Origin of the sequence: Modestobacter roseus, assembly GCF_007994135.1 — a bacterium.
GTDB classification, from domain to species: Bacteria; Actinomycetota; Actinomycetes; order Mycobacteriales; family Geodermatophilaceae; genus Modestobacter; species Modestobacter roseus.
In genome coordinates, this window is the sequence record NZ_VLKF01000001.1 from 3,712,004 (window position 1) to 3,738,043 (window position 26,040).

Below are 26,040 nucleotides of genomic sequence, written 5' to 3' on the forward strand. Positions count from 1 at the left end.
GTTCGGGGGCAGTGGCTGCTCCCTGCCCGGGCCGGGGCGGCGCCAACCGCGCTGGGTGAGGCGGGGGGCGTCAGGCCGCGGGGCCGGAGGAGCTGCGCGGCCGCGGCACCGCGGCGGCTGCGGCCAGCCCGGAGGGCAGCCGGGCCCAGACGTGCTTGCGGCCGGGCTCGCTGCACCAGCCGTAGTCGACCGACAGCTGGGCCACCATCGGCAGCCCCATGCCGCCGAAGGCGGGATCGCGGTCGATCGCCGGGCGCGGCGGGGCATCGGGGGAGCCGTCGGTCAGCCGGATCAGCCAGCCGGTGGGCATCGCCACGATCTGCGCCTGGACGGCGCCGCCACCGTGCCGGAGCGCGTTCGACGACAGCTCCTCGAAGACGAGCAGCAGGCCCTCCCGCGCGTCCTCCGTCGACCGGGCGGCCAGTGAGGGGTGGGCGAGCCGGGCCCGCAGGTCCATCCGCACCCGCGACGCGTCGTGCACCGTCGGCAGCTCCCACCGCCAGACGTCGCCGTCCTCGGTCGGGACCGGGGCCGACGGCCACACCAGTCCGCTCACGTCGAGTCCTCTCGCCGGCCGGGTAGTTGACCGGGTCCATGGTGGCCGATCACGCTCTGCAGCGCACGGCGGGGGTGCTCAGCCGGGTGGGGGAGACCCCGGCATGCCCTCGACGTCGAGTCGCTCCAGCAGGCCGGTCAGCTCCAGCGGGCCGGTGACGACGCGGCTGGTCGCGACGACGGTGACGTGCTTGCCCGCCGCCTCCCGGTGCTGGCTGACCCAGACCAGGGCGGTGACCCCCGCGGACCCGAAGAACGTCACCCCGGACAGGTCGATGGTGAGCAGCCGCTCGGCGCGGCGCAGTGCACGCAGCAGGGTCTGCTGCAGCAGCGGGTTGCTGGCGGCGTCGAGCTCCCCGCACACCCGGGCCACGACCTGGCCGGGTCCGGGACCCTCCGTGAGGGTCACCTCGAACGGCGCCTCGGCAGCCGACCTGACCGTCTTGATGACCCCTCCTCCGACCACGACCGCGTACCGCTCCGCGGTCCGTTCGACCGGCGCAGCGCGTGCCGTGTGTGTACCGCACCGATCGTGTGCCCGCGCACACGGTCCGGCCATCCCGCGCCGGGGTGCGGTCCCCCGATGGGGGCAGCGGGTGACGGCCCGCCCGGCGTCACAGCATCGTCATGATCCACGACTCGCACTCCCGGCCACCGTGTGTGACGCTGGTCGACGGCCATTTCCCGTGGTCAGCGCCCCGGAGACGGGCGCGACGCCGACGGAGAGGAGATCGACCGGATGTGGGACTTCGTTCTCGACGCCTGGGACTACGTCCTCGACCGGCGTGGCCAGATCGCGTTCCAGGCCTTCCAGCACGTGAGCCTGGTGGTGCAGTGCGTGCTGCTCGGCTCGCTCATCGCCCTCGCGCTGGCCGTGCTGGTGTACCGCAGCCCGCGGGCGACCGGCGCCGCGAACGGGCTGTCCGCGATCGGCCTGACCATCCCCGCGTTCGCCCTGCTGGGCATCCTGCTCGCGCCGTTCGGCTTCGGCGTCACCCCGGCGGTGATCGCGGTGACCTTCTACGCCGCCCTGCCGGTGCTGCGCAACGCCGTCGTCGGCCTGGCCGGGGTGGACGCCGCCCTGATCGAGTCGGCCCGGGGCATGGGCATGAGCCGGCTCGCCACCCTGGCGCGGGTGGAGATCCCGCTGGCCTGGCCGGTGATCCTCGCCGGGGTCCGGGTCTCCACCCAGATGGTGATGGGCATCGCCGCCATCGCCGCCTACGTGCTCGGCCCCGGGCTGGGTGGCTTCATCTTCACCGGCCTCGCCCGGCTGGGCGGCGCGAACTCCCTGAACGCCGCGCTCACCGGGACGATCGCCATCGTCGTCCTGGCGCTCGTCCTCGACCTGTTGCTCCTGCTGCTGGGCCGCCTGACCACCCCGAGGGGGATCCGTGTCTGAGACCACGACACCCACGAACGACCCGACCACACCCGCGCGCCAGGTCAGCGGCGTCTCGATCCGGCTGGACGGGGTCACCAAGCGCTACCCCGGCCAGGACCGGCCGGCCGTGGACGAGGTCTCGCTGGAGATCCCGGCCGGGGAGACGGTCATGTTCGTCGGCCCGTCCGGCTGCGGGAAGACCACGCTGTTGAAGATGCTCAACCGGCTGATCGAGCCGACCGGCGGCACCATCCACCTCGGTGACGAGGACGTCACCCGGCAGGACCCCGACCAGCTGCGCCGCCGGATCGGCTACGTCATCCAGGCCGGCGGGCTGTTCCCGCACATGACGGTCGGCACGAACGTCGGCATGGTGCCGCGGATGCTGGGCTGGGACAAGGAGCGGGTCACCGCCCGCATCGACGAGCTGCTGGACCTCGTCGGCCTCGACCCGGAGGTCTACCGCGACCGGTACCCGAAGGAGCTCTCCGGCGGGCAGCAGCAGCGGGTCGGCGTGGCCCGGGCGCTGGCTGCCGACCCGCCGGTGCTGCTGATGGACGAGCCGTTCGGCGCCGTCGACCCGATCACCCGCCAGCGCCTGCAGGACGAGCTGCTGCGGATCCAGGAGGAGCTGGGCAAGACGATCGTGTTCGTCACCCACGACTTCGACGAGGCGGTCAAGCTCGGCGACAAGATCGTCGTGTTCGACGTCGGCGCACGGGTGGTCCAGTACGACACCCCCGAGGCGATCCTGGCCGACCCGGCCGAGGAGTACGTCGCCGACTTCATCGGCGCCGGGGCCACGCTCAAGCAGCTCACCCTGACCCGGGTGAACAGCCTGGAGCTGCGCCCGGTGACCACGGCCTCGGTCGGGGACGACGCCGCCGAGGCGCTGGCCCGCGCCCGCGCGGCCGGCGACGAGTACCTCGTGGTGCTGGACCGCCGCGGCCGGCCGATCAGCTGGCCGACGACCGCCGAGGTCAGCCGGATGCAGCAGATCCCGGCGACGGTCGACGAGAAGCTGCCGGTGGTCGGCCTGGGCTCCACGCTGAACGACGCGCTGGACACCATGCTCGCGGCCAGCCAGGGCGGTGCGGTCGTGCTCGGCCGCCGCGACGGCCTGGCCGGCATCGTCTCGATCGAGACGATCATGGCCGCGATCCAGCGGGCCCGGAGCGAGGTGGCCGGATGAGCACCGCCACCGGCGCGCCGGACACCGGCGAGCGCCCGGACCCGCTGCGCCGTCCCGAGGCGGAGCAGAGCGCGTCCCGCGACGAGCGGGACGCCGCGGCGCCGGAGCGCGCCCGCGGCGGCTGGCGCGCGTTGCTCCTGCAGCCGGTGCTGGTCGTCCTGGGCGTGATCGCGTTCGTCGTGTGGCGGGCCACCGCCGAACTCAGCGACACCGAGCGCGTGCAGCTGGGCACCACCGCGCTGTGGGACAGCATCGCCCGGCACCTCCTGCTGACCGTCGTCGCCGCCGCGATCGTGCTGGTCATCGCCGTCCCGCTCGGCATCGCGCTGACCCGGCCGGCGCTGCGCCGCGCCACCCCGATCGTGATCGGGGTGGCCAACGTGGGCCAGGCCGCCCCGGCGATCGGGCTGTTCGTGCTGCTGGCCTTCTGGCTGGGCTTCGGCTTCTGGACGACGGTCATCGCGCTGGTGCTGTACTCGGCGCTGCCGGTGCTGCGCAACACCATGGTCGGCCTCCAGGGGGTCGACGCCCGGCTGGTCGAGGCCGGCCGGGGCATGGGCATGAGCGGCACCGCGGTGCTGTTCCGGGTCGAGCTGCCGCTGGCCGTGCCGGTGATGCTCTCCGGCGTCCGGACCGCGCTGGTGCTGCTCGTCGGCACCGCCACGCTGGCCACCTTCATCGCCGGCGGCGGGCTGGGCGTGCTGATCAACACCGGGATCACGCTGCAGCTGAACTCGCTGTTGATCAGCGGTGCGGTGCTGGTCGCCCTGCTCGCGCTGGCCATCGACTGGATCGGCCGCGTCGTCGAGCACGTCGCGCGCCCGAAGGGACTCTGATGCGCACCCCGACCAAGCTGGCCGGCGCGCTGGCCACCACGGCCCTGCTCGCCGGCTGCGGGCTGGAGAGCGCCAACGGCTACGTGCCGCCCGCCGACCCCGCCGCGATCCAGGCGATCGACGGGGTCGACGGGGCGCCGATCACCGTGGGCGCCAAAGCGTTCACCGAGCAGCTGATCCTCGGCAAGATCGCGGCGATCGCGCTGGGGGCCGCGGGCTTCGACGTCACCGACCGCAGCGGCATCCCCGGCGCGGCCCCGGCGCGGGCGGCGATGATCAACGGTGAGACCGACATGCAGTTCGAGTACACCGGTACGGCCTGGGTCAACTACCTCGGCATGGAGGAGGGCATCCCGGACCAGCAGGAGCAGTACGAGGCGGTCCGGGACGCCGACGCGGAGAACGGGATCACCTGGCTCCCGCCGGCGGAGGCGAACAACACCTACGCCTTCGCGGTGCGCAGCGAGGCCGTCGAGGAGCTCGGCGGCGTCGCCACCCTCTCCGACATCGCCGAGCTGCCGGTCGAGGAGCGCACCTTCTGCGTGGAGTCCGAGTTCGCCACCCGGGTCGACGGTTTCGAGCCGATGCTGGAGGCCTACGGCATCCCGCTGGGCGAGCCGGACGGCGTGCCGCGGGACAACGTCAGCATCCTGGACACCGGTGCGGTCTACACCGCCACCGACAACGGCGACCGCTGCAACTTCGGCGAGGTCTTCACCACCGACGGCCGGATCGCCTCGCTGGACCTCACCGTGCTGGAGGACGACCGGGGGTACTTCCCGGCCTACAACATCGCCCCCGAGGTGCTGACCGGCACGCTGGACGAGTACCCGGAGATCGCCGACGTCTTCGCCGAGATCACCCCGGTGCTCACCGACGAGGTGCTCATCGAGCTCAACGGCCGGGTCGACGTGGGCGGCGAGGAGCCGGCGGAGGTGGCGCTGGACTGGCTGGTGTCCGAGGGCCTCGTCGAGCGGCAGTGATCGGCGTGGACGTGCCCCTGGTCAGCCGCCGGCCAGCCGGCTGACCAGGAACTCCACCGCCGCCGCGCTGTCGACCCCCTCGGCCACCTGGACCGCCGAGGGGGACGACGACGGGGCCCGCCGGTCGACCAGCGTCTGCCCGCGCCCCGCGCCGGGACCGGTGTCGACGACGACGTCCCGGCGCACCGTCGTCAGGGTGCCCGGGGCGATCGCCTCGGTGAGCGCGAGCGCGTCGTGCACCACCACCCCGTCGGTGCCGTAGGCGTCCCGGGCGTGGTCCAGGTACTGGCGCAGGATCGCCGCGGCCTGCGCCCCCACCGGACCCGCGGCGGCGAACCGGGCGATGCCGGCCTCGCCCAGCACCGTGGGCAGCGTGACGTCCAGCCCGACCAGCACGGTGGGCAGCCCGGCGCCCAGCACGACCGCGGCCGCCTCCGGGTCGGCCCAGACGTTGAACTCGGCGGCGGCGGTGACGTTCCCGCCCCGGGTCGCCGAGCCGCCCATCAGCACCAGCCGGCCGATCCGGGCGGCGGCGTCGGGGTACACGGCCAGCAGCAGTGCGATGTTGGTCCACGGCCCGATCGCGGCCACCGTGACCGGCTGCTCGCTGCTCATCAGCAGCTCGGCCAGCGCGACGACCGCCGGGCGCGGGTCGACCGCCGCGGGCGAGGGCGGCAGCTCCACCCCGCCCAGCCCGGCCGCCCCGTGCACGTGGCCGGCCCGCCGCGGCACCGGCACCACCAGCGGGCTGCGGGCCCCGGCGGCGACCGGGACGTCGGACCGGCCGGCCAGGTGGAGCACCCGCAGCGCGTTCTCCGTGGTCTGCGTCAGGTCCACGTTGCCGTGCACGGTGGTGACCAGCCGGAGGTCGACCTCCGGGCTGGCCAGCGCGAGCAGCAGGGCCAGCGCGTCGTCGATGCCGGGGTCGGTGTCGATCACCAGGGGGGTGCGGTCGGTCACCCGTCCATCCCACCAGACGCACCCGACACGCCGGGCCGGCGCGTGCGCCACCGAGGTCACCGTCCGCCTCACGCGTCACATCGCTGAGCTGACCTGCGGTTTCCTGCTGGGCTGTCGACATGTGGTCGCTCTCCGGGGCGGTGACCGGCCGGTTCGCGGGCAGCCCGCAACGGTTCGGTCACGCGGTCGGACCGGAGCGTCCCGGGAGCCGGTCCCGGAGCGTCGTCGTCCTTACCTTTCTCCTTGTCCGCGGCCCCTTCCCCGGCCGCGGCGACTACGTCACGGAGGACGACATGGACGACGCTCAGCGGGTCGGGACGGGCCGTCCGGCCGCCCCGGCCGTGGCGCCGGCCCCCGCCCGCACCGACGGCCGGACGACGGCCGCCCGGCGGGAGGCCGAGGTGCGGCAGGCGCTCGCCGACGTCCCCGCCCCCCGGCGCACCGTCGCCCGGCGGGAGGCCGACGCGCGCCGGGCACCGCTCCCGACCGGGCACCCGGCCCGCCGCCCGGACCAGCTGCGCCGTCGGGTCGACCTGGACGCGCTCCCCGAGTCGGCGTCCCCGGCACCGGACGAGTACGGCATGAGCGACCTGGCGGCCGGGCTGGCCGTGGGCCTCGCGGTCGGTGTCCTCGGCCTCCGCGCCACCTCCACCGACGACGCCACCTGCGCCACCGCGGAGCAGTCGGTGCCCTTCCCGGTGCGCCGTGGGTTGCTCAGCCGCCCCCGGGCGCTGGTGGAGCGGGCCAGCCGGTGGGGTGCCGGACCGGACGGCGCGCACCTGGCCTGGAACCGGCCGCCGCAGCGGGTCTACCGGCTCACCGAGGGCGCCGTCCGCCCGGTGCCGCAGCCGGCCGCCGAGCGGCCTGCACCTGCCCCGCGGTCGTCCCGCAGCGCGCGACCCGGGTCGACCCCGAGCTCGAGGCGGCGATCGCCTTCGCCACCGACTTCGGCGCCGACCTGCTCACCAGCCCGGTGCGGCTGGCCGCACCGCCTCGCCGGGTGACCGCACCCCTCCGCGCCCTGGCGGCCCGGGTGCGCGGCGTGGCCCACGCCGCCGCCGGCTGGGGCAGCGGTGCGCACGGTGCGCACCTGGCGTGGAACCGGCCGCAGCCGCCGCTGGCCCGACCGCTGGTGGTCACCGCCGAGCAGTCCCCGGCGCTGCCCGCCGACTGGCGGCACCGCGCGCCGGAGGAGGACGAGCCGACGCCGGACCGGGAGGCACCGCGCAGCCCGTCGGCGCCGCCACGCAGCGCGACCCGGTCGCGCCTCCTTAGGCTCACGGGGTGTTCACCACGCGGCCGGAGCTCGCCGGCACCTTCGGCATGGTCGCCTCGACGCACTGGCTCGCCAGCGCCGCGGGCATGGCGACCCTCGAGGCCGGTGGGAACGCGTTCGATGCCGCGGTCGCTGCGGGTCTCACCCTGCAGGTGGTCGAGCCGCACCTCAACGGCCCGGGGGGCGAGGTCCCGATCCTCTTCGCCCGGAGCCCGCGGGCAGCCGGAGGCGCGGGGGTCCCCACGGTCCTCTCCGGCCAGGGCGTAGCCCCGGCCGCGGCGACCACCCAGGCGTTCGCCGACCTCGGACTCGGGCTCGTGCCCGGGACGGGTCTGCTGGCCGCCACCGTGCCCGGCGCCATCGGCGCCTGGCTCACGCTCCTGCGCGACCACGGCACCCTGCCGCTGGACGCCGTCCTCCGCTTCGCCATCGAGTACGCCGAGCACGGCCACCCGCTCGTCCCGCGGGTCGCCGCGACCGTCGCCTCGGTCTCCGAGCACTTCACCACGCACTGGCCGACCTCGGCCGCCACCTGGCTCGCCCCCGACGGAGCACCCCCCACCGCCGGCCGCCTGTTCCGCAACCCGGTCCTCGCCTCGACCTACCGCCGACTGCTCGACGCAGCGCGCGGACCCTCCCGAGAGGCGCAGATCGACGCGGCACTGGCGTCCTGGTACACGGGGTTCGTCGCCGAGGCGATCGACGAGTTCTCCCGGTCCCCGGTCATGGACGACTCCGGTCGTGCACACCGCGGCTTCCTCACCGGGCAGGACCTGGCCAGCTGGCAGCCGACGTACGAGCCGCCGGTCACCCTCGACTGGCGCGGGTGGACGCTCGCGAAGGCCGGGCCGTGGTCCCAGGGCCCGGCGCTGCTCCAGGCGCTCGCGATGCTGGACGGCGTCCTCCCGGCAGGGACCGCGACCCGGTCCGCCTCCGTCCCCGACGACGCTGACACCGCCGAGGTGGTGCATGCCAGCGTCGAGGCGACGAAGCTGGCGATGGCCGACCGCGAGGCCTGGTACGGCGACGAGGAGAGCGTGCCGGTGGACGACCTGCTGTCGGCCGCCTACACCAGCGAACGGCGGGCGCTCATCGGCGACCGGGCCAGCACCGAGCTGAGGCCCGGCTCCCCCGGTGGGCGCCCGCCGCGGCTGCCCCGCTTCGTCACCGACACCTCCCCCGGGGAGCGGCCGTCGGCCGGCACCACCGCCGGGGTCGGGGAGCCCACCGTCGACACCCGCGGCACCACCCGCGGCGACACCTGCCACGTCGACGTCGTCGACCGCTGGGGCAACATCGTGTCGGCCACCCCCTCCGGTGGCTGGCTGCAGAGCTCACCGGTCATCCCCTCGCTGGGCTTCCCGCTGGGCACCCGGGCGCAGATGTTCTGGCTGGAGCCGGGCCTGCCCAACTCGCTGGTGCCCGGCAAGCGCCCCCGGACCACCCTCACCCCGTCGCTGGCGATGCGCGGCGGTGTGCCGACGCTGGCCTTCGGCACCCCGGGCGGTGACCAGCAGGAGCAGTGGCAGCTGTGCTTCTGGCTGGCCCACGTGCACGGCGGGCTCGACCTGCAGGCGGCCATCGACGCGCCGGCCTGGCACACCACCAGCTTCCCGTCGTCGTTCTTCCCGCGGGAGATGGTGCCCGGCGAGCTCGTGGTCGAGTCCCGGATCGGCGACGGCGTGCTCGCCGAGCTGCGCCGGCGCGGGCACGCGGTCACCGTCACCGACCCGTGGTCGCTGGGCCGGCTCTCGGCGGTCTCGATCGACCACGAGACCGGCGTGCTCAAGGCCGCGGCCAACCCGCGTGGCATGCAGGGGTACGCGGTCGGCCGCTGACGGTCAGGCGCCCTGCTGCCGGGCCTCCTGCTCGGCCAGCTCGCGCGGCACGACGGCGGCCAGCGCCCGGCGGATGGCGACCACCACGCTGCTGGCGGCGAAGAGGTCCTCGTCGGTGTTCCGCCGGGCGGCGCGCAGGCCGGCGGCCAGCTGGTGCAGCGCGTCGTAGGCCGCCCGGGTGGTGTCCGGGTCGGCGACGGCGTCCTGGTCAACAGACCGCAGCACGGCGGCCAGCGCGGTCAGCGCCTCGCACGCCGGGGGGCGCAGCGCGGGGCCGAGCGACACCTGGTCCTGGTCGGCCCGCTCGGTCTCGGCCAGCAGCTGGGTCAGCTCCTCCACCAGCAGCGTCAGCCGTTCCAGCGCCCGCGCCTGCGTGTACTGGCGTTCCGCGTCCTGCTGGTGGCGGCGGGCGCGCAGGTTGCCCCGGCGGGCGTCGTCGGACTCCTGCACCGCCGCGCGCATCTGGGCGAGCACCGGGTCGATGGTGTGCGTGCGCGTCGCCCACTCGTCCCGGGTCGGCGGCAGCTCACCGGACAACCCGTCGGCGAGGTCGTCGAGCTGGTCGGCCAGCACGTCGCGCAACCGGGCGAGCTGCTCCTGCGCCGGCGCGAGCGGCAGCTGGGGCAGCAGCGCGGTGACCGCGATGCCGATCAGCGCACCGAACATGATCAGCCCGACGTACCCGGCGACGTAGTTGATCGGGTCGCGGTTGCCGAAGATGAGCACGAACAGCGCCGCGGTCGGCACCCAGCTCCGGACGCTGCCCAGCCGCCGCCAGCCCGACAGCAGCACCCCCACCCCGATGACGACCGGGATGCCGACCAGGTTCGGGGCGTCGACCAGGTCGGCGAGCAGTCCGATCGCGGCCCCCAGGGCGACCGCGCCGACGGTCTGCGCGGACTCGCGGGCGGAGCCGGCCAGGCTCGTCGTGGTGGCCAGCAGCGCACCCAGGGGTGCGTAGTAGGGGTAGTCGGCGGCCGGACCGGGCAGCAGTTGCACCAGCGCCCAGGCGATGGCCGCGGCGACGGCGGCCTTGAGCGCCAGGCCGACCCGCGGGTGCCGGGCCCAGGTACGGGTGAGCCAGCCGGGCCGGGGACGGCTGGGGAGTTCCACCCTCGTCCCCTTGCCCCGCGCGCACCGCCGTGAACCGGGGGACCTGCCGGGTCAGCAGCGGGGGAGCAGGGCCCAGACGCTCTTCTGGCCGTCGGCCAGGTACCAGCCGTGGTCGTCGGCCATCTCGGCGATGAGGTAGAGCCCCAGGCCGCCCTGACTGGGGTCGCGGCCGACGGCCGGCTGTGGCGGGCGGGTGGCCGCGGAGTCGCGCACCTCGATCAGCCAGGCGCCCGGGGTCTGCTGCACCCGGGCGCGCACCCCGCCGCCGCCGTGCCGCAGCGCGTTGGAGGCCATCTCGTCGAAGGCGAGGACGACGGCCTCGTCGAGCTCCTCGGCGTGCTCGTCCCCGTTCGACCGGGCGGCCAGCCCGCGGCGGAGTTCGGCCCGCACCCGGGGCAGCTCGGCGACCGTGGTGAGCTCCCACGACCAGCCGTCGACGGCCGGTGGGGGTGGCGACGAGGGCCACGCCAGGCGCGCCGGCTCGCCGCTCACTCGGTCTCCTCGCACTACGTCCGTCGGCTGCTCGACGGCGACCTACTGTCTTGGCTCGGTGAGCGCCGCCCAAACATCCAGTCGATGTGAAGCACATCTCATCGTGGTGGTGGGTCGCGCCCGATCCGGTCCCGGACGACGTCAGGGCACCCGGTCGACGGCGGGCGCCGGCGCCGTCGGGCGGACACGTTCCGTGGTCACACCTGCCGCACCCGTGTCAGTGCAGGCTGCCACCGAGGTTGAGCAGCACCACCCCGACGACCACCAGCACCAGCCCCATCACCTGCCACCCCGACAGCGACTGGCCGAGGAACGTCGCGCCGATCGCGGCGACCGCGGCGGTGCCCGCCCCCGACCAGATGGCGTAGGCGACGGCCACCGGCACGGTCTGCACCACCTTGGCCAGCAGGACGAAGGACACCGCGTACCCGGCCAGCACGGCCACCGTGGGCACCGGCACGGTGAACCCGGCGGTGCGAGGGAGCAGCGACGTCGCCGCCACCTCGCTGGCGATGGCGCAGGCGAGCATCAGGTAGGCCACGGGCACCGATCCTCCCCGCGCCGGCCGCCCACTCATCTGGGCCCCCTTCCCGTGCGGGTCAACTCGCATGAGCAGGGGTTGAGCCGCGTGCGCACGCGGCTCAGCCCCGCCCGGACCGGGTTGACCCGGGGCTGGGAGGCGCTGATCAGCCCAGCGCCGCCAGGTACGCACCGACGACGGCCGGCTCCCGCATCACCGGGCCCATCACCGCCACCCCGTGCGCCCCCGCCGCCAGGCACCCGGCGACGTCGTCCGGCCGCACCCCGCCCAGGGCGTAGACCGGCGGGGCGCCGGCGGCCAGCCGGGCCAGCCCCGGCAGACCCAGCGGAGGGCCGTACCCGGGCTTGGACGGCGTGGGGTGGACCGGGGAGACGAAGACCCAGTCGCAGCCCTCGGCGGCCGCCTGCGCCACCTCGACCGCGTCGTGGCACGAGCGCCCGACCAGCGCCGGCCGGGGCTCGGGGAACGGGTCCCGCGCCGCCAGGTGGACGGCGTCGCCCGGGCCGGGGCCGGCGACGACGAGCAGCCCGCCGACGGGCGCGAGCAGCGCGGCCAGCTCGGCGGCCAGCCGGTCCCGCTCGGGGGCGGGCAGGTCCTTCTCCCGCAGCACGACCGCCCGGGCGCCGGCCTCGACCGCGGTGGCGACGGCGCCCACCAGCGGGCCGGCGCACTGGTCCCGGTCGGTGAGCACCAGCAGCCGGGGGAGCGGGGTCACAGCTCGGGCAGGCCGGCCATCGGGGTCGAGGCCTCCGCGTGCCAGCGGCGGGGGATCCGGCCGGCCAGCCGGGCGAGCCGGCCCCCTTCGACGCCCTGGCGCATGGCCAGCGCCATCCGCTCCGGGTCGCGGGCCCGGGTGACCGCGGAGGCCAGCAGCACCGCGTCGCAGCCCAGCTCCATCGCCAGCGCGGCGTCGGAGGCGGTGCCGATGCCGGCGTCGAGCACCACCGGCACGTCGACCGCCTCGCGCAGCAGCGCGATGTTGTGCGGGTTGCGGATGCCCAGCCCGCTGCCGATCGGTGAGCCCAGCGGCATCACCGCGGCGCAGCCGGCGTCGGCCAGCCGGCGGCCGAGGACGGGGTCGTCGGTGGTGTAGGCCAGCACCGAGAAGCCGTCGGCGACCAGCTGCTCCGCGGCGTCGAGCAGCTCGACGGCGTCGGGCAGCAGGGTGTGCTCGTCGCCGATCACCTCCAGCTTCACCCAGTCGGTGCCGAACGCCTCACGGGCCAGCTTCGCGGTGAGCACCGCCTCGCGGGCGGTGAAGCAGCCGGCGGTGTTGGGCAGCAGCCGGACGCCGCAGCGCTCGAGCACCTGCAGCATCGCGCCGCTGGCCGAGGCTTCCACCCGGCGCAGCGCGATCGTGACCAGCTGGGTGCCCGAGGCCCGGATGGCGCGTTCGAGCACCTCGAGGCTGGGCACGCCGCCGGTGCCCAGCAGCAGCCGGGAGCGGAAGGTCTCCCCGGCGAGGGTGAAGGTGTCGCCGGCCTCCTCGGCGGCCAGCGCCGCACCCAGGTCCTCGGTCGTGCCCACGCTCAGCCTCCGGCGGTCGGGGCGAGCACCTCGACGGTGTCGCCGCTGGTCAGGGGGGTCGCCGGCCAGCTGCTGCGCGGGACGACGTCGCCGTTGCGGGCCACCGCCACCCGGTCGTGGCCGGCGGCGCGCTGGGCGACCAGATCGGCGACGGTGGTGCCGTCGGGCAGCTCGGCGGGGGCGCCGTTGACGGAGAGGGTGATCACGCGGTCCTCCCGAACCGGTCGGTGGTGAAGGGCTCGGCGATCGCCGGCAGCTGCCCCGTGGTCAGCTGCTCGGCGATCGCCTCGCCGGTCACCGGGGTGAGCAGGGCCCCGTTGCGGTGGTGGCCGGTGGCGAGCACCAGCCCGGGCAGGGAGGAGGGGCCCAGCAGGGGCGCGTTGTCGGCGGTGCCCGGCCGCCAGCGGGCCAGCGTCTCGGTGAGTTCCAGCTCGGCCACCTCCGGCACGACGTCGATCGCGTCGTGCAGCAGCTCGTGCACGCCGCCGGCGGTCACCCGGGCGTCGAAGCCGAGGTCCTCGACGGTGGCCCCGACGATGAGCCCGTCCGTGCCCCAGGGCACCAGGTAGACGTGCCGGCCGCGGACCAGGGCGCGCACCGTGCCGGTGAGCAGCCCGGCCGCGCCGGCCAGGCGCAGGATCTGGCCCTTCACCGGGCGCACCGGCAGCGGGGGCACCCCGGGGAGGCTGTCGCTGTGCGCACCCAGCGCCAGGACGACGACGTCGGCGGGCAGCGCGTCGCCCCCCGCCAGCCACACCCCGGTGGCCCGGCCCGCGGTCACCGTCAGCTCGGCCGCGCGATCGCGCACCAGCCTCACCCCGGTGCCGGTGCAGGCGGCCAGCAGGGCGGCGTGCAGCGCGCGCCCGTCCACGGAGTGGTCCCCGGCGACGGCCAGCCCGCCGCGGACCCGCGGGGTGAGCGCGGGTTCCCGGCGGCGGGTCTCCCGGGGGGTGAGCCGTTCGGCGGCCAGCCCGAGCTCGGTCTGGAAGGCGTGCAGCTCGTCGAGCTGGCGGACGTCGTCGGCGTCGAACCCGACGGCCAGCGTCCCGGTGGTGCGCAGCTCCACCTGCAGGCCGGTGACCTGCTCGAGCTCGGCGACGAAGGCCGGGTAGCGCTGCAGCGACGCCACGGACAGCCGGAGCAGCGCCTCCTCGCCGTAGGAGGCCTCGGTGACCGGGGCGAGCATCCCGGCGGCCGCGGTGGAGGCGCCCGCCCCGGGTGCGTCGTCGACGACGGTGACCGACAGCCCGCGCTGGGCGGCCCGCCAGGCCACCGACAGGCCGATCAGCCCGCCCCCGGCGACGACGACGTCGGTGGTCATCCCCGCTCCAGTCACCCCCGCTCCAGGGCGGCGAGCAGCTCGCGGGTGGCGGCGGCCGGGTCGGCGGCGGCGGAGACGGCGCCCACGACGGCGACCCCGGCCGCACCGGCGGCCAGCAGCGCGGGCACCCGCGCGGCGGTCACCCCGCCGATCGCGATCACCGGGACGTCGACGGCGGCGGCGACCGCGGCGATGCCCGACGGGCCCAGCGCGTCGGGCAGCCCGGTCTTCGTGGTGGTCGGCCAGGCGGGGCCGACGCCGAGGTAGTCGGCGCCCTCGGCGACCAGCTGCCGCGCCAGCTCCGGGTCGCGGCAGGTGCCGCCGAGCAGGTGCGCGGGGCCGGCGACCCGGCGGGCGGCGGCCAGCGGCAGGTCACCGGCGCCCAGGTGGGTGCCGTCGGCGCCGACGGCCAGGGCGACGTCGACCCGGTCGTTGACCAGGCAGGTCGCCCCGGCGGGGGCGCAGATCGCCACCACCGCGGCGGCGAAGTCGTGCAGCTCCCGGTCGGTGCCGCCCTTGGCGCGCACCTGCACCACCGGTGCCCCGGCGTCGACCGCGGCCTCGACCGCGGCCAGCGCCGCCGCCCCGCCGCGGGCGTCGGTGAGCACGTGCAGCCGCCCCATGGGCATGACCGGCAGGGTCACGACCGGCGCCCCCGCACCAGCGCCGGGGCCCGCACCACCAGGGTGAGCAGCACCGCCACCGCCAGGCTGACCAGCGACGCCGACCAGCCGTTCGCCGGGTCGATGCCCAGGTCGGTCTGCCGCTCGGTCCACCACGACGTCCAGCCGGCGCCCGGGCCGGCGAAGTACGTGGGCAGGGTGAGCTGGTAGGCGACGAAGCCGGCCACCCAGGGCAGCAGCAGCTCCAGCCGGGCCGGCGCGGTGTCGGACGTGTCCCAGGTGCCGCGGGGCAGCAGCCAGTAGGCCACCAGGAACACCCCGGCCAGCGGCACGAACACCGCGCCGATCAGGAAGAGGAACGGCTCGTAGGCGGCGATGTCGAACGTCAGCGCCAGCAGGGTGGCCACCGCGCCGACGACCAGCACGAGCACCCGCCGGTCGGCCCGCGCGACGACGTTCTGCGCCGACACCGCGGTGGAGTAGAGGTTGGCGAACGCCTCGTCCAGCTCGACGACCACCAGCAGCAGCACCGCCAGCGCGCCCAGCGGCACGACCAGCAGCGCGTCGATGACGTCCAGCCCGGCGCTGCCGTAGGCGGCCAGCGCCAGCACACCGAGGGTGAACATCACGACCGTGGCGACGCCGTACCCGACGCTCGCGCCGACGCCGGCGGCCCGGCTGCTGCGCACGTGCCGGCTGTAGTCGGCGGCCAGCGGGATCCAGGAGACCGGGAGCGCGATCACGATGTCCGCGGCGGTCCAGAAGGAGCTGGCGCTGCCCTCGGTGAGCTCGGGCAGCGGCTCGCGCAGCACCTGCACGTACAGGTAGACCAGCGCGGCCAGCGCCGCCCACACCGCGTAGCGGGCCAGCACCCGGACGACGCCGAGCGGCCGCAGCGCCATCGCGGTGGCCAGCACCCCGGCGCCGAGGACGAAGGGCCAGCGCGGGGCGTCGAGCACCCGGGAGGCGGCCTCGGCGATGATCACGATCTCGAAGGTGGCCCAGCCGACGCACTGCACGAGGTTCAGCGCCGTCGGCAGGTAGGAGCTGTGCCGGCCGAGCAGGCCGCGCAGCAGCACCATCGCCGGCACCTGCTCGCGGGCGCCGGCCGCGGCGGTGGCGCCCAGCAGCGCCGCGCCGATGACGGCGCCGACGACGATGGCGCCGATGGTCACCCACAGCGAGCGGCCGGGCATGACCACGTAGACCGCGGCGACCGGCAGCAGCAGGCTGATCCCGAGGTTGCCCCACAGGCCCAGCGAGTCGCGCAGGCCGAGGGTGCGTGGGGGCGCCTCGGTGAGGGTGAGGGGGGCGTCCGCGGCCACGGGGGACGGACGGGTGGGGGTGCTCATCAGGTGTCGCTCCCTACGCCGGCATTACCCGGTCAGGTTCCAGCGGTCGGCGACGCTCGGTCGCCCTCTCAGCCCGGTTCCGCCCGAGCTCCCGCACATGGCATCGGCCATGACGCCCGACACAGTAGGCCACCGGCGGACGGCGGCCCACCGCCGGGGAACCGCGACGTCCGGAACCCGGCTGCGGCGGACCGGCCTGGCTAGAGTCCCGGCCGTGCCGGTCGACGAGCTCCTCTCCCGATCCCCCGACGCCTGGCGGGAAGCCACCGCCCACCCGTTCCTGACCGGGGTGCGCGAGGGCACCGTGCCGGTCGCGGCGTTCGACACCTGGCTGGTGCAGGACGCCCGGTTCGTCGCCGACCTGCTGCGCTTCCAGGCCCGGCTGCTGGCCCGGGCGCCCCGGCCGGCGCAGGCGGTGCTGGCCGGTGGCCTGGTCGCGCTGGTCGAGGAGCTGGCCTGGTTCGAGCAGCTGGCCGCCGCCCGCGGCCTGGACCTCGCCGCGCCCGCGCTGCCGGCCACCACCGGGTACGCCGAGCTGCTGGCCCGGTTGGACGACGCCGACGTCCCGACCGGGCTCACCGCGCTGTGGACGATCGAGCGCACCTACCTGGACGCCTGGTCGGGCGCGCTGCCCGGGGCGCCGCAGTACCGGGAGTTCGTCGAGCACTGGACCGTGCCGGGCTTCGCCGGGTACGTGGCCGGGCTCGCCGCGGCCGCCGACGCGTTCCCGCCCGCCGACCCGGACGCCGTCTTCGCCGAGGTGGTCGCGGCGGAGATCGTCTTCTGGGACATGGCGATGGGCGCCGCGTGAGCGTCTCCAGCGACCTGTGGGCCGCCGACGCCGACCTCGTCGCGGCCGCGCTGGCGCACCCGTTCGTGCAGGGCATCGCCGACGGCACGCTGCCCCGGGAGCGGTTCGCCGGGTACGTCGCCCAGGACGCGTTCTTCCTCGACGCCTTCGCCCGGGCCTACCGGCTGGGCGCGGAGAGCAGCGGCGACGACGGGCTGCGGGCGGTGTTCACCGACCTGCGGGCGGGCGTGCAGGAGGAGCTGCGGCTGCACACCGGCTACGCGCAGCAGTGGGGGATCGACCTCGCCGACGTCCAGCCGCTACCGGCGACGACGGCCTACACCGGCTTCCTGCTCGACGCCGCCGGCCGGGGCGACGCCGCGCTGACCTGCGCGGCGATGACCCCGTGCATGCGGCTGTACGCCCACCTGGGCCAGCAGCTGGCCGGCCGGGCAGCCGGGCCGTACCGGGAGTGGGTGGACACCTACGCCGCCCCCGAGTTCGAGGAGCTGGCCGCCCGCCTGGAGCGGCTGCTCGACCAGCTGTGCGCCGACACGTCCGACCAACGGCTCGCCGCCGTGCGGTCCGCCTACTCGCGGGCGATGCAGCTGGAGGTCGGCTTCTTCGACGCGGCCTGGGCCGGTGCCTGACCCGGTCCTCCTCGAGGCGCACGACCTGCTGGTCGGCTACGCCACCGGGGAGCCGGTCTGCGCGCCGGTGAGCGTGGCGGTGGCGCCGGGCACCGCGCTGGGCCTGGTCGGGCCGAACGGGGCGGGCAAGTCGACGGTGCTGCAGACCCTGGTCGGGCTCCTCCCCGCGCTCGGCGGGACGGTGCGCTACGCCGGGCAGCCGGTCGACGAGCGCTCGGCGACCTTCCGCGCCGAGGTGGCGACCGTGCTCGACGAGGACGCGTTCTTCCCGGCGCTGACCGGCGTGGAGCACCTGCTGCTGGCCGCCCGCGGGCACGGGGTGGCCGAGGCCGAGGCCGTCGTCGCCCGGGAGGTCGAGGCATTCGGGCTGGCCGGGCGGGCCGAGGCGCTGCCCTCGGCGGTCTCCTCCGGTCAGCGGCGGCGGCTCGCACTGGCCGCGGCGCTCGTCCGGCCGGCCCGGATGCTGGTGCTCGACGAGCCCGAGCGGCGGCTGGACACCGGTATGCGCCGCCACCTGGCCGCCCGGCTGGCCGCCGAGGTCGAGGCCGGGGTCACGGTGGTCTTCGCCAGCCACGACCCGGAGTTCCTCCGGACGCTGGCCGACGCCGTGCTGGTCGTCGACGACGCCGACTGCCCGCTGGTCTCCCCGGACGACGCCGTCGCCGCGCTCTCCGAGGGCTGAGCACTGACCGTCGTCGCGGAGGGGCCCGCGCTGAGCGGGGCCGCCGTCCGCCGGGTCACCCGCCGGGCGACCGCCGCGCGGGCCGACACCAGCTGGGTCACCCTCGTCGGCGACGTCGTCGGCTGGCTGACCTCCCTCGGCATCCTCGTGGCGGTGGTCGGCGGCACCGTCTCCAGCCTGCGGGAGCAGATCGCCGCCCGGCCGGCGACCGGGACGGCGGTGCTGCCCGGTGCGGTCACCTCGCTGGTCGCCGCGGTGCTGGTGGTCGCCGGGCTGGCCTGGGTGCTGGCCCGGCTCGGCCCGGTGAGCGCGACCCCGGCGGCGGCCGCGTGGTGGCTGCCGCTGCCCGCCGACCGGCGCGGGCTGCTGCGCGGCGAGCTGGTCCGGGTGGTGCTGGTGTCGGCGACGGCGGCCGCGCTGGTCGTCGTCCCGGTGCTGCTCGCCGTGCCGGTCACCCCCGCGGCGGTGGACGTGCTGGTCGGGGTGGCGACCGCCGCCCTGCTCACCGCCGCCGGTGCCGGGCTGCTGGTGGTGCTCCAGGCGGCCGGGCGCGGACACCGGCTGCCGACCGTGGCGGGTGCGCTGGCGTGCGTCGCCGTGGTGGGCGCCGCGCTGACCGGGGCGGTGCTGGCCGCCGTCGACGCGGCGCCGGTCACCGGGTGGGCGGTGCAGCCGGCCGGGACGCCGCTGGTGGGAGCCGCCGTCGTCGCCGCCGTGCTGGCCGTGCTCGCGGTGGTCGCCGCGGACCGCCGGCTGGACCGGCTGCGCGCCGGTGACCTGCGGGCCCGCGGGGAGATCGTGCAGTACGCGACCGCCTCGACGTTCTCCATGGACACCCGCGAGCTGGGCCGGGCGCTGGCCAGCTCCCCGCGGCCACCCCGGCGCGCGCGCCGGTGGCGGCGGGTGTCCGGTGCCCCGACCGCTGTGCTCGCCGCCGACCTCGCGGTGCTCACCCGCTCGCCGTGGCGCTGGGGGCAGCTGGCGGTGGGCGCGGCGCTGCCGGTGCTGGCCGCCCGCACGTCCGGACTGGGCGACCTGCCCGCGTTGGTCGCCGTGGCCGCCGTGCTGGGGTGGGCGCTGGCGGCGGTGGCGCTGGGCGAGCCCAGCCGGCGCGCGCAGGCCTCCCCGGCGCTGGACCGGGTGCTGCCGCTCTCGGCCGACGTCGTCGTCCGGCTGCGGGTGGTGGTGCCGCTGGTGGTGCTCGTCGGGGTGTGCGGGGTGTCCGGCGCGCTGATCGGCCAGGGCACCGGGGCGACGGCGGTGTGGGCCGGGCTGGGCGTCGCCGTCGCCCCGGCGTGGGCCGGTGCCGCGGTGCGCGGCGGGTACCGGCCGGAGCTGGACTGGTCGGGGCCGGTGGTGGCCACACCGATGGGCGCGGTGCCCACCGGGGTGGGGCAGACGCTGGTGCGCGGGCTCGACCTGGGCGTCGTCGGCACGGTGCCGTTCGGCCTCGCGCTGCTGGTCGGCACGCCGTCGGCGCTGTGGGTGCCGGCTCAGCTGGCCTGGGCGCTGGCGGTCGGCGCGCTCGCCGTCGGCACCGCCCGCCCGCGCGACTGACGGCCACCCGGGTGTATGCACAGGAGGAACACCACCCGACTCGACGAGGAGATGCAGTGGCAGAGCAGCGGACGGCGATCATCACCGGAGCGGCGCGCGGGATCGGCGCGGCCATCGCGACACGGTTCGCGGCGGACGGCATGGCGGTGGCCGTGCTCGACCTGGACGAGGGCGCCTGCGCCGGCACGGTGGAGGCGATCACCTCCGCCGGGGGCCGGGCGCTCGCCGTCGGCGCGAACGTCGCCGACGAGGACTCGGTCACCGCTGCGGTCGACCGGGTGGCCGCCGAGCTGGGCGCCCCGACCGTGCTGGTGAACAACGCCGGGATCACCCGGGACAACCTGCTGTTCAAGATGAGCGTCGGCGACTGGGACGCGGTGCTCGGCGTGCACCTGCGCGGGGCGTTCCTGATGAGCCGCGCGGCGCAGAAGCACATGGTCGAGGCTCAGTGGGGCCGGATCGTGAACCTCTCCAGCGTCTCGGCGCTGGGCAACCGCGGGCAGGTCAACTACTCGGCCGCCAAGGCCGGCATGCAGGGGCTCACCAAGACCCTCGCGCTCGAGCTGGGCCGCTACAACGTCACCGCGAACGCGATCGCGCCCGGGTTCATCGAGACCGAGATGACCGCGCAGACGGCCGAGCGGATCGGGGTGCCGTTCGAGGACTTCAAGGCGGGCGCGGCGAAGCAGATCCCGGTGCAGCGCGTCGGCCAGCCCGAGGACATCGCGCACACCGCCGCGTTCCTGGTCAGCGAGGGGGCGGGCTTCGTCTCCGGCCAGGTCATCTACGTCGCCGGTGGCCCCAAGGACTGACGCCGCCCGTGGGGTTTCGATCAGGTTCCCTGATCACCGGGCGTCCCCCTGCACCAACGTTCGTGCAGGGGGACGCCTTTCGATCAGGGCACCTGATCAAACCCGGGGGGCTCACCCCGCGCGGCGGCCCGGACCGCCGTCGAGGCCGCGGCGGGCCATCGCGGCGGTCAACGACGTCCAGGCGCGGGTGGGCACCAGCCGGGCCGCCTTCATCAGCACCGCCATCGGCAGCGGGAAGGCGATCTCGGCCCTGTCCCGGGCGATGCCGTCGGCGATGGTCCGCGCGGCGTCGTCGGCCTCGACCTTGAACGGCATCGGGAACCGGTTCCGTTCGGTCATCCGGGTGGTGACGAACCCGGGGTTGACCGTCTGGACGACGACGCCGCGCGGGGCGAGCGACCCGCGCAGGCTCTCCAGCAGGCTGATCAGCGCGGCCTTGCCGGCGTTGTAGGCCTCCGAGCCGGGCACCCCGCGGTAGCCGGCCAGCGAGGCGACGCCGACGAGCCGGCCGCGCCCCTCGGCGAGCATCTGCGGGACGACGGCCTCGAAGGTGTGCACCGCGCCCATCACGTTGATCTGCAGGTGCTCGGCGAAGCGGTCGGACTCCCACGGTTCCACGTGGAACCCCGACCAGGTGCCGGCGTTGGCGACGACGACGTCGATGCCGCCCAGGGCCGCGCGCACTGCGGCGCCGGCGGCGACGGTGGCCGCCCGGTCGGTGACGTCGACCGGGACGACGGTCATCCGGCCCCCGGCAACCTCGGCCAGCTGATCGGCGTTGCGGGCGCTGATCGCCACCCGGGCGCCGCGGTCGGCCAGCTCCCGGGCGAGCGCCGCGCCGATGCCGGCCGATGCGCCGGTGACCCAGATCCGTGCTCCGTCGATCTCCATGGCTCAGATCATCCGGCGGCGGTCGTGACGGCGCGCGGCACCGGGACCGACCGGCCCGCGGTGGAGGCGAAGCCCAGCCAGGTGTGCCGGTTGCCGGCCCAGCACCAGCCGACCTTCGGGGCGTGCCGCCGTTCTCGCCCGTCCCGGCCGGTGCCGTTGCTCAGCCACAGCGCCGGGGTGCGGGTGTCCAGGCGGCCGTCGGGGCGGCGCAGCCGCGAACCGATCGTCATGAAGCACCGGTTCCGTTCCAGCGCCGCGGGCTGCTGCAGCACCCAGTGCAGCCCCTCGGTCAGGGTGAGCGGGCTGCTGCCCCGCCCGGTGATCGCCGGCAGCGCCTCGTCCGGGCTCCGGTTGGCCAGCTCGTCCCCCCGGTCGGGGGCGTGCACCAGGTGGATCGGTGCGTCCGGCACGGCGGCGGCGTCGATGGGCGTGAAGTCGTCGACGTCGGTCATGTCCGCGACCACGAACGCCGGACGGCCTTCACGCTGGACCAGCGGCACGAGCCGGGACGGCGGCAGCAGCTCGGGGTGGACGACGAGCAGGGCGCCGGCGGGGCCGTCGGCGGCGGCCGTGAGCGCGGCCGCGGACAGGCCGGTGAGCTCGGGCACGCCGAGGGCGATCAGCCGGGCGGCCTGGTCGGGGAGGGAGGGCAGGGGCAGCACGGGACCTCCTGGGACGAGCGGGGGTCCGGGGGCAACGAGCGCCGGCCCCGTGCGGTTCCGGGATGATCGCGGCATGGCCCGCAAGCAGCAGCCCCGCCGGTCCGCCCCGCCGTCCCCGGGGGTCGGGCACGGCGAGTTCGTGATGTACCCGGGCACCCGCGCCGAGGTCTACGACCTGCTGGAGCGGCTGTCCGCGGCCGCGGGCGACTCACCGGACGCCGGGACACCGGGGCTGAGCCTGGACCGCACCCGGCTGGTGGTCCGCTGGTTCGGCGAGGTGCCGGCCGCCGTCCAGCGGGTGGTCGACTCCGCGGGTGAGGGGCTGACGGTCACCGTCGTCCCGACCGAGTTCCGCCCCGGTGACCTGCGGGCCGAGGCGGCGCGGATCGCGGCCGAGCACGCCCCCGTCGTCCAGGCGGCCATTGCGCGTCCGGAAGCCGACGGCGTCGAGGTGCTGGTCGCGCCGGACGCGGGCGACCCGGCCGCCGTGGTCGCCGCGGCCGGGGTCACCAGTGCGTTCCCGCTCTTCGCCGAGGTGGGCGAGGCCGGCTGACCTCAGCGCTTCGGGTGGTTGCGCCGGCTCCAGCTGCTCCAGCTGACGTCCTGGTTGTACGGGTTGCCCAGGATCTCGGCGTCCCGCCGGCTCTCCCGCGCCTGCCAGGCGACGTCGGCGCCGGAGCTGATCCGCGCGCCGCGGCGCCGGCCGGCCCGGTCCATCAGCCAGGCCACCAGCAGCAGCCCGGCCAGCACGAGCCCCATGACCAGCCAGAAGACGCCCATGGCGCATCGTGGCACATCCGGACGATCGGGTCCGGTCTACGGCGCGAGGTCTGGACCGAGAGTGTCCGGATCGCCATGATCACGGCATGCCACCTCGCCGTCCCCGGCCGGTCGCCATGTCCCTGGCCGTCGCGGCGATGGCGCTGGCCGGGTGCGCGGACGCCCCGGGGACGCCGCAGTCGCCCGGTGACCCGTCCGTGCCACCGGGCCTGGTGTTGGTCGAGCCGATGCCGGAGGAGCCGCCCGCCCTCCCCGAGACGCTGCCGCCGGAGCTGCTGGAGGAGCTGGCCCTACCGCCGGTGTCGATGGACGTGTACGGGCTCATCGAGCGGGTGCGCGCCGCGGCCGGGAACTCCCCGGACTTCGGGGACGTGGAGATCGGCCGGGACCGCACCCAGCTGATCGTCCGGTGGCACGGCCGGCTCCCGGCAGCGGTGCAGGCCGTGGTCGACGACCCCGGTGTCCCGGAGATCGAGGTCGTGGTCGAGCAGACGCGCTTCCCGGTCGGTGAGCTGCGCGCCGAGGCCAGCAGGCTGATCGGCGCGCACCCCGACCTGATCGCCGGCATCGGCGCACGCCCGGCCGGGGACGGTCTCGACGTCCTGGTCCGCACCTCGGCGGTCGACGCCGCCGGCGGCGCGGACGAGGCCCTGGCGCGCGGGGGCGTGACCAGTCGCTTCCCGCTGTTCGCCGAGGCCGGGGAGATCGTCCCCGGCCTGACGCCCCTGCGGGGACGTCAGGCGGCCGCGGGGCCGTAGGTCAGGTGGACGACGCCGTTGCTCAGCGGTTCAGCTCCCAGCAGGGCCAGCGGCTGCGCGGTGCCCTCGGCGAAGAGCCGGATGCCGGTACCGACGGCGAGCGGGTAGACGTAGAGGTGCAGCTCGTCGACCAGCCCGTCGGCGAGCAGTGCGCGTACCAGGGTGGCGCTGCCGCTGACGTACAGGTCGCCGACCTCGTCCTTGAGCGCGCAGACCCGGTCGGCGTCGTAGCCGCCCAGCACGGTCGAGTTCCGCCAGACCGACCCGGTGTCGGTCAGCGTCGAGGTCACCACGTACTTGGTGGTGTCGTTGAAGAAGGGGGCGCCTTCGTCGTCCTCGACGGTGCGGGTGGACCAGGCGGGCGCGAACATCTCGAAGGTGGTGCGGCCGAGCAGGATGCCCCGCGCCGGGGCGGTCAGCGCACCGATGGAGGCGGCCAGGTCGTCGGGGAACCCGTAGTCCATCGTCCACATCGGTGCGTCGACGACGCCGTCGACGGTGGTGAACTCGTGCACGCGCAGTGCGCCCATGGTGCTGCCCCTCGCTCGTCGCCCGGTCGGTCGCCGGATGCTGTCACGGGGAGGACGCCGCCACGCCACCGAACTCATCGGTGCCAGCCAGCGCGAGGCCGACCAGCGTCAGGGGTCGACAAGGCGGCCGCGCCGTGCGGTGGCCCACCTTTCCTCTTCGGACGGGGACGACACGCAACCCGGTTGGGCGCGACGCGGATCCGTGCTCCGCATGCTCTCCCTGCAGATCCGGCACGGCCTTCCCCGCCCCCGCTCCGCCCATCACCGACGAGTCGGCACCGGGCGGAGGTGCCGACCCCCGACAGGAGAACCAGGTCCATGCGATCCGCCGCCACACCCGTCACCCGTCGCTGGTTCGCCGATCGCTCGGTCCGGGGGAAGATCCTCCTCGCGGTCGGTCTGGCGGCGTTGACCGCAGCGCTGGTCGGCGTTCTGGCCGTCAGCCGTCTCGGTGAACTCCGGGACGCGCGCGAGGCGGAGCTCAGCACGTCGCTGCCGTACATGAACGCGCTGGACGACATCGGCCTGACCGCGAAGGCCACCGCGAACGACGAACGTGGCTACCTGCTCACCGGGGACGAGGAGTTCCGCGCGGAGGTCCAGGAGCGGCTGGAGAAGATCGGCGGCCTCTTCGACGTCGCGCGAGGTGCCGCGGCCACGTCCGACGAGCTCGCCACCCTCGGTGAGCTGCAGGACGGCGTCGACGCGTGGTCGGCCAGCATCGAGGCCGAGTTCGCGCTGCTGGCCACCGATCGCGGCGCCGCCGTCACGCTGGCGATGGGGGAGACCCGGGACCTCCGGAAGTCCTACGAGGAGGCTCTGGCCGTCGCCAAGGACGAGGCGGAGGCCGTGCTGACCGAGGGGGCGGGCTACGGCGAGGTCGTCTCCTCGGCGACCCGCACCCTGGTCGTCGTCTGCGTGATCGGTGTGCTCCTCGCCTGCCTGGCCGGACTGGTCGTCGCGGGTGCGGTCACCCGTGGGCTCCAGCAGCTGCGGCGGGTCGCTGCAGCGATGGCCGCCGGCGACCTGACCGCCCAGACGGGCATCACCCAGCGCGACGAGGTCGGTGCCACGGCAGCCGCCGTCGACGGGGCGGTGCTCAGCCTGCGCACGCTGGTGACGTCCGTGGCCGGTTCGGCCGGTGCGGTGGCGGCGTCGTCGGAGGAGCTGAGCGCGTCGTCGGCGCAGATCTCGGCGTCGGCGGAGGAGACCTCGGCGCAGTCGGGTGTGGTGTCGGGGGCGGCGGAGGAGGTCTCCCGGAGCGTGGCGACCGTGGCTGCGGGTGCGGATGAGATGGGTTCGGCGATCCGGGAGATCAGCCAGAACGTCAACGACGCCACCCGGGTGGCGGCGCAGGCGGTGAGCGAGGCGCGGTCGACGACGGAGACGATCGAGAAGCTGGGCGCGAGCTCGCAGGAGATCGGTGCGGTGGTGAAGGCCATCACGAGCATCGCGGAGCAGACGAATCTGCTGGCGCTGAACGCGACGATCGAGGCGGCGCGGGCCGGTGAGGCGGGCAAGGGCTTCGCGGTGGTGGCGAACGAGGTGAAGGAGCTGGCGCAGGAGACGGCCCGGGCGACGGAGGACATCGCGCGTCGGGTGGAGGCGATCCAGGGCGACACCTCGGGTGCGGTGGCGGCGATCGGCCGGATCAGCGAGGTCATCGGCAGCATCAACGACTTCCAGCTGACGATCGCCAGCGCGGTGGAGGAGCAGACGGCCACCACCAACGAGATGTCGCGGTCGATCCAGGAGGCTGCCGGCGGGAGCACCGAGATCGCCCGGAACATCACCGGGGTGTCCGCGGCGGCGGGCTCGACGAACCAGGCGCTGGGGCAGACCCGGCAGGCGGTCGACGAGCTGTCCCGGATGGCCAGCGACCTGCGCGCCACGGTGGGCCGCTTCACCTGGTGACGACGGTCCTCGGCCGGCCTG

The 26,040-nt window shown here is 75.7% G+C and carries 30 protein-coding genes and 1 riboswitch; of the genes, 14 read left to right on the forward strand and 16 right to left on the reverse strand.

Going from position 1 to position 26,040, the window contains the following annotated elements:
• Positions 1-70: 70 nt before the first annotated feature.
• On the reverse strand, positions 71-556 hold the full coding sequence (locus JD78_RS17760) for an ATP-binding protein (protein ID WP_153362456.1): 486 nt from the start codon (positions 554-556) through the stop codon (positions 71-73).
• A 78-nt stretch (positions 557-634) separates the two neighbouring features.
• Positions 635-964 carry an STAS domain-containing protein gene (locus tag JD78_RS17765; RefSeq protein ID WP_208104140.1) on the reverse strand — a complete coding sequence of 110 codons (330 nt, stop codon included), beginning with the start codon at positions 962-964 and terminating at the stop codon, positions 635-637.
• Positions 965-1,294: 330 nt separating this feature from the next.
• On the opposite strand from JD78_RS17765, the gene JD78_RS17770 reads away from it, so the two are divergent.
• From JD78_RS17770 to JD78_RS17785, 4 genes are read left to right on the forward strand one after another with little or no spacing between them, the layout of a single operon-like run.
• A complete protein-coding gene (locus JD78_RS17770) occupies positions 1,295-1,957 on the forward strand; it encodes an ABC transporter permease (protein WP_166521265.1) in 663 nt (220 codons plus the stop codon).
• Positions 1,950-3,131 carry an ABC transporter ATP-binding protein gene (locus tag JD78_RS17775; RefSeq protein ID WP_166521266.1) on the forward strand — a complete coding sequence of 394 codons (1,182 nt, stop codon included), beginning with the start codon at positions 1,950-1,952 and terminating at the stop codon, positions 3,129-3,131. The genes JD78_RS17770 and JD78_RS17775 overlap by 8 nt, the downstream gene beginning before the upstream one ends.
• Positions 3,128-3,967, forward strand: coding sequence for an ABC transporter permease (locus JD78_RS17780; RefSeq protein WP_153362458.1), 840 nt, complete (start codon positions 3,128-3,130; stop codon positions 3,965-3,967). Before JD78_RS17775 ends, JD78_RS17780 begins: the two co-directional genes overlap by 4 nt.
• The gene (locus JD78_RS17785) at positions 3,967-4,950 is read left to right on the forward strand and encodes a glycine betaine ABC transporter substrate-binding protein (RefSeq protein WP_166521267.1); all 984 of its coding nucleotides are present in this window, start codon (positions 3,967-3,969) and stop codon (positions 4,948-4,950) included. Before JD78_RS17780 ends, JD78_RS17785 begins: the two co-directional genes overlap by 1 nt.
• 21 nt (positions 4,951-4,971) lie before the next feature.
• On the opposite strand, the gene JD78_RS17790 is transcribed toward JD78_RS17785, so the two are convergent.
• Positions 4,972-5,910 carry a nucleoside hydrolase gene (locus tag JD78_RS17790; protein WP_166521268.1) on the reverse strand — a complete coding sequence of 313 codons (939 nt, stop codon included), beginning with the start codon at positions 5,908-5,910 and terminating at the stop codon, positions 4,972-4,974.
• Positions 5,911-6,203: 293 nt separating this feature from the next.
• Between JD78_RS17790 and JD78_RS17795 the strand changes: the two genes are divergently transcribed.
• Both JD78_RS17795 and JD78_RS17800 read left to right on the forward strand, forming a co-directional pair.
• Positions 6,204-6,914 (forward strand): hypothetical protein, encoded by a 711-nt coding sequence (locus JD78_RS17795; RefSeq protein WP_166521269.1) that lies wholly within the window; start codon positions 6,204-6,206, stop codon positions 6,912-6,914.
• 280 nt (positions 6,915-7,194) lie between these two features.
• Positions 7,195-9,024 (forward strand): gamma-glutamyltransferase family protein, encoded by a 1,830-nt coding sequence (locus tag JD78_RS17800; RefSeq protein WP_166521270.1) that lies wholly within the window; start codon positions 7,195-7,197, stop codon positions 9,022-9,024.
• 3 nt (positions 9,025-9,027) lie between these two features.
• Here JD78_RS17800 and JD78_RS17805 read toward each other — a convergent pair whose 3' ends face one another.
• The 9 genes from JD78_RS17805 to JD78_RS17845 form a co-directional block, all read right to left on the reverse strand.
• Complete coding sequence (locus JD78_RS17805; RefSeq protein WP_153362377.1) at positions 9,028-10,137, reverse strand: FUSC family protein; 1,110 nt, start codon at positions 10,135-10,137, stop codon at positions 9,028-9,030.
• Between the two features lie 51 nt (positions 10,138-10,188).
• A complete protein-coding gene (locus JD78_RS17810) occupies positions 10,189-10,629 on the reverse strand; it encodes an ATP-binding protein (RefSeq protein WP_153362376.1) in 441 nt (146 codons plus the stop codon).
• Positions 10,630-10,846: 217 nt separating this feature from the next.
• Positions 10,847-11,176 (reverse strand): DMT family transporter, encoded by a 330-nt coding sequence (locus tag JD78_RS17815; RefSeq protein WP_228395431.1) that lies wholly within the window; start codon positions 11,174-11,176, stop codon positions 10,847-10,849.
• Positions 11,177-11,315: 139 nt separating this feature from the next.
• On the reverse strand, positions 11,316-11,885 hold the full coding sequence (locus JD78_RS17820; protein WP_166521271.1) for a thiamine phosphate synthase: 570 nt from the start codon (positions 11,883-11,885) through the stop codon (positions 11,316-11,318).
• Entirely contained in the window at positions 11,882-12,697 is an 816-nt protein-coding gene (locus tag JD78_RS17825; protein WP_279526849.1) for a thiazole synthase, read from the reverse strand. Before JD78_RS17825 ends, JD78_RS17820 begins: the two co-directional genes overlap by 4 nt.
• Before the next feature lie 2 nt (positions 12,698-12,699).
• Entirely contained in the window at positions 12,700-12,903 is a 204-nt protein-coding gene (thiS, locus tag JD78_RS17830) for a sulfur carrier protein ThiS (RefSeq protein WP_228395430.1), read from the reverse strand.
• Positions 12,900-14,018, reverse strand: a complete 1,119-nt coding sequence (thiO, locus tag JD78_RS17835) for a glycine oxidase ThiO (RefSeq protein ID WP_153362375.1) — start codon at positions 14,016-14,018, stop codon at positions 12,900-12,902. The genes thiS and thiO overlap by 4 nt, the downstream gene beginning before the upstream one ends.
• A gap of 11 nt (positions 14,019-14,029) precedes the next feature.
• On the reverse strand, positions 14,030-14,647 hold the full coding sequence (gene thiE / locus JD78_RS17840; protein WP_153362374.1) for a thiamine phosphate synthase: 618 nt from the start codon (positions 14,645-14,647) through the stop codon (positions 14,030-14,032).
• An 11-nt stretch (positions 14,648-14,658) separates the two neighbouring features.
• Positions 14,659-15,993: a purine-cytosine permease family protein gene (locus JD78_RS17845; protein WP_153362373.1), complete on the reverse strand. Its 1,335-nt coding sequence runs from the start codon at positions 15,991-15,993 to the stop codon at positions 14,659-14,661.
• A riboswitch (TPP riboswitch) is annotated at positions 15,987-16,098 on the reverse strand. Its footprint overlaps the gene before it by 7 nt.
• 109 nt (positions 16,099-16,207) lie before the next feature.
• Between JD78_RS17845 and JD78_RS17850 the strand changes: the two genes are divergently transcribed.
• The 5 genes from JD78_RS17850 (at position 16,208) to fabG (ending at position 20,484) form a co-directional block, all read left to right on the forward strand.
• Complete coding sequence (locus JD78_RS17850; RefSeq protein ID WP_208104141.1) at positions 16,208-16,804, forward strand: TenA family protein; 597 nt, start codon at positions 16,208-16,210, stop codon at positions 16,802-16,804.
• Positions 16,801-17,433 carry a TenA family protein gene (locus JD78_RS17855; RefSeq protein WP_153362592.1) on the forward strand — a complete coding sequence of 211 codons (633 nt, stop codon included), beginning with the start codon at positions 16,801-16,803 and terminating at the stop codon, positions 17,431-17,433. The genes JD78_RS17850 and JD78_RS17855 overlap by 4 nt, the downstream gene beginning before the upstream one ends.
• The gene (locus tag JD78_RS17860; RefSeq protein WP_153362591.1) at positions 17,426-18,115 is read left to right on the forward strand and encodes an ABC transporter ATP-binding protein; all 690 of its coding nucleotides are present in this window, start codon (positions 17,426-17,428) and stop codon (positions 18,113-18,115) included. The genes JD78_RS17855 and JD78_RS17860 overlap by 8 nt, the downstream gene beginning before the upstream one ends.
• A 153-nt stretch (positions 18,116-18,268) precedes the next feature.
• Positions 18,269-19,672, forward strand: coding sequence for a DUF6297 family protein (locus tag JD78_RS17865; RefSeq protein WP_166521273.1), 1,404 nt, complete (start codon positions 18,269-18,271; stop codon positions 19,670-19,672).
• Between the two features lie 56 nt (positions 19,673-19,728).
• Complete coding sequence (gene fabG, locus JD78_RS17870) at positions 19,729-20,484, forward strand: 3-oxoacyl-ACP reductase FabG (protein ID WP_166521274.1); 756 nt, start codon at positions 19,729-19,731, stop codon at positions 20,482-20,484.
• Between the two features lie 111 nt (positions 20,485-20,595).
• Here fabG and JD78_RS17875 read toward each other — a convergent pair whose 3' ends face one another.
• Both JD78_RS17875 and JD78_RS17880 read right to left on the reverse strand, forming a co-directional pair.
• A complete protein-coding gene (locus JD78_RS17875) occupies positions 20,596-21,375 on the reverse strand; it encodes an SDR family NAD(P)-dependent oxidoreductase (RefSeq protein WP_166521275.1) in 780 nt (259 codons plus the stop codon).
• Positions 21,376-21,383: 8 nt separating this feature from the next.
• Positions 21,384-22,037, reverse strand: a complete 654-nt coding sequence (locus JD78_RS17880) for a DUF5701 family protein (RefSeq protein ID WP_153362547.1) — start codon at positions 22,035-22,037, stop codon at positions 21,384-21,386.
• A 73-nt stretch (positions 22,038-22,110) separates the two neighbouring features.
• Here JD78_RS17880 and JD78_RS17885 point away from each other — a divergent pair, with 73 nt between their 5' ends.
• Complete coding sequence (locus tag JD78_RS17885) at positions 22,111-22,590, forward strand: hypothetical protein (protein WP_153362546.1); 480 nt, start codon at positions 22,111-22,113, stop codon at positions 22,588-22,590.
• Positions 22,591-22,592: 2 nt separating this feature from the next.
• On the opposite strand, the gene JD78_RS17890 is transcribed toward JD78_RS17885, so the two are convergent.
• Positions 22,593-22,817 carry a hypothetical protein gene (locus tag JD78_RS17890; protein WP_153362545.1) on the reverse strand — a complete coding sequence of 75 codons (225 nt, stop codon included), beginning with the start codon at positions 22,815-22,817 and terminating at the stop codon, positions 22,593-22,595.
• Between the two features lie 86 nt (positions 22,818-22,903).
• Between JD78_RS17890 and JD78_RS17895 the strand changes: the two genes are divergently transcribed.
• On the forward strand, positions 22,904-23,575 hold the full coding sequence (locus JD78_RS17895) for a hypothetical protein (protein WP_153362544.1): 672 nt from the start codon (positions 22,904-22,906) through the stop codon (positions 23,573-23,575).
• Here JD78_RS17895 and JD78_RS17900 read toward each other — a convergent pair.
• Entirely contained in the window at positions 23,554-24,105 is a 552-nt protein-coding gene (locus JD78_RS17900) for a dihydrofolate reductase family protein (RefSeq protein ID WP_153362543.1), read from the reverse strand. The two genes, JD78_RS17895 and JD78_RS17900, sit on opposite strands and share 22 nt — an antisense overlap.
• Before the next feature lie 318 nt (positions 24,106-24,423).
• On the opposite strand from JD78_RS17900, the gene JD78_RS17905 reads away from it, so the two are divergent.
• Positions 24,424-26,019, forward strand: a complete 1,596-nt coding sequence (locus JD78_RS17905; RefSeq protein ID WP_166521276.1) for a methyl-accepting chemotaxis protein — start codon at positions 24,424-24,426, stop codon at positions 26,017-26,019.
• Positions 26,020-26,040: the final 21 nt, after the last annotated feature.

Excerpts from the sequence above, each read along its gene's own strand:
- JD78_RS17780 (WP_153362458.1), top strand. The coding sequence starts at position 3,128 with ATGAGCACCGCCACCGGCGCGCCGGACACCGGCGAGCGCCCGGACCCG.
- JD78_RS17785 (WP_166521267.1), top strand. The coding sequence starts at position 3,967 with ATGCGCACCCCGACCAAGCTGGCCGGCGCGCTGGCCACCACGGCCCTG.
- JD78_RS17890 (WP_153362545.1), bottom strand. The coding sequence starts at position 22,817 with ATGGGCGTCTTCTGGCTGGTCATGGGGCTCGTGCTGGCCGGGCTGCTG.
- JD78_RS17885 (WP_153362546.1), top strand. The coding sequence starts at position 22,111 with ATGGCCCGCAAGCAGCAGCCCCGCCGGTCCGCCCCGCCGTCCCCGGGG.
- JD78_RS17795 (WP_166521269.1), top strand. The coding sequence starts at position 6,204 with ATGGACGACGCTCAGCGGGTCGGGACGGGCCGTCCGGCCGCCCCGGCC.
- JD78_RS17895 (WP_153362544.1), top strand. The coding sequence starts at position 22,904 with ATGCCACCTCGCCGTCCCCGGCCGGTCGCCATGTCCCTGGCCGTCGCG.
- JD78_RS17905 (WP_166521276.1), top strand. The coding sequence starts at position 24,424 with ATGCGATCCGCCGCCACACCCGTCACCCGTCGCTGGTTCGCCGATCGC.
- JD78_RS17875 (WP_166521275.1), bottom strand. The coding sequence starts at position 21,375 with ATGGAGATCGACGGAGCACGGATCTGGGTCACCGGCGCATCGGCCGGC.
- JD78_RS17770 (WP_166521265.1), top strand. The coding sequence starts at position 1,295 with ATGTGGGACTTCGTTCTCGACGCCTGGGACTACGTCCTCGACCGGCGT.
- JD78_RS17900 (WP_153362543.1), bottom strand. The coding sequence starts at position 24,105 with ATGGGCGCACTGCGCGTGCACGAGTTCACCACCGTCGACGGCGTCGTC.
- JD78_RS17845 (WP_153362373.1), bottom strand. The coding sequence starts at position 15,993 with ATGAGCACCCCCACCCGTCCGTCCCCCGTGGCCGCGGACGCCCCCCTC.
- thiO (WP_153362375.1), bottom strand. The coding sequence starts at position 14,018 with ATGACCACCGACGTCGTCGTCGCCGGGGGCGGGCTGATCGGCCTGTCG.
- thiE (WP_153362374.1), bottom strand. The coding sequence starts at position 14,647 with ATGCCCATGGGGCGGCTGCACGTGCTCACCGACGCCCGCGGCGGGGCG.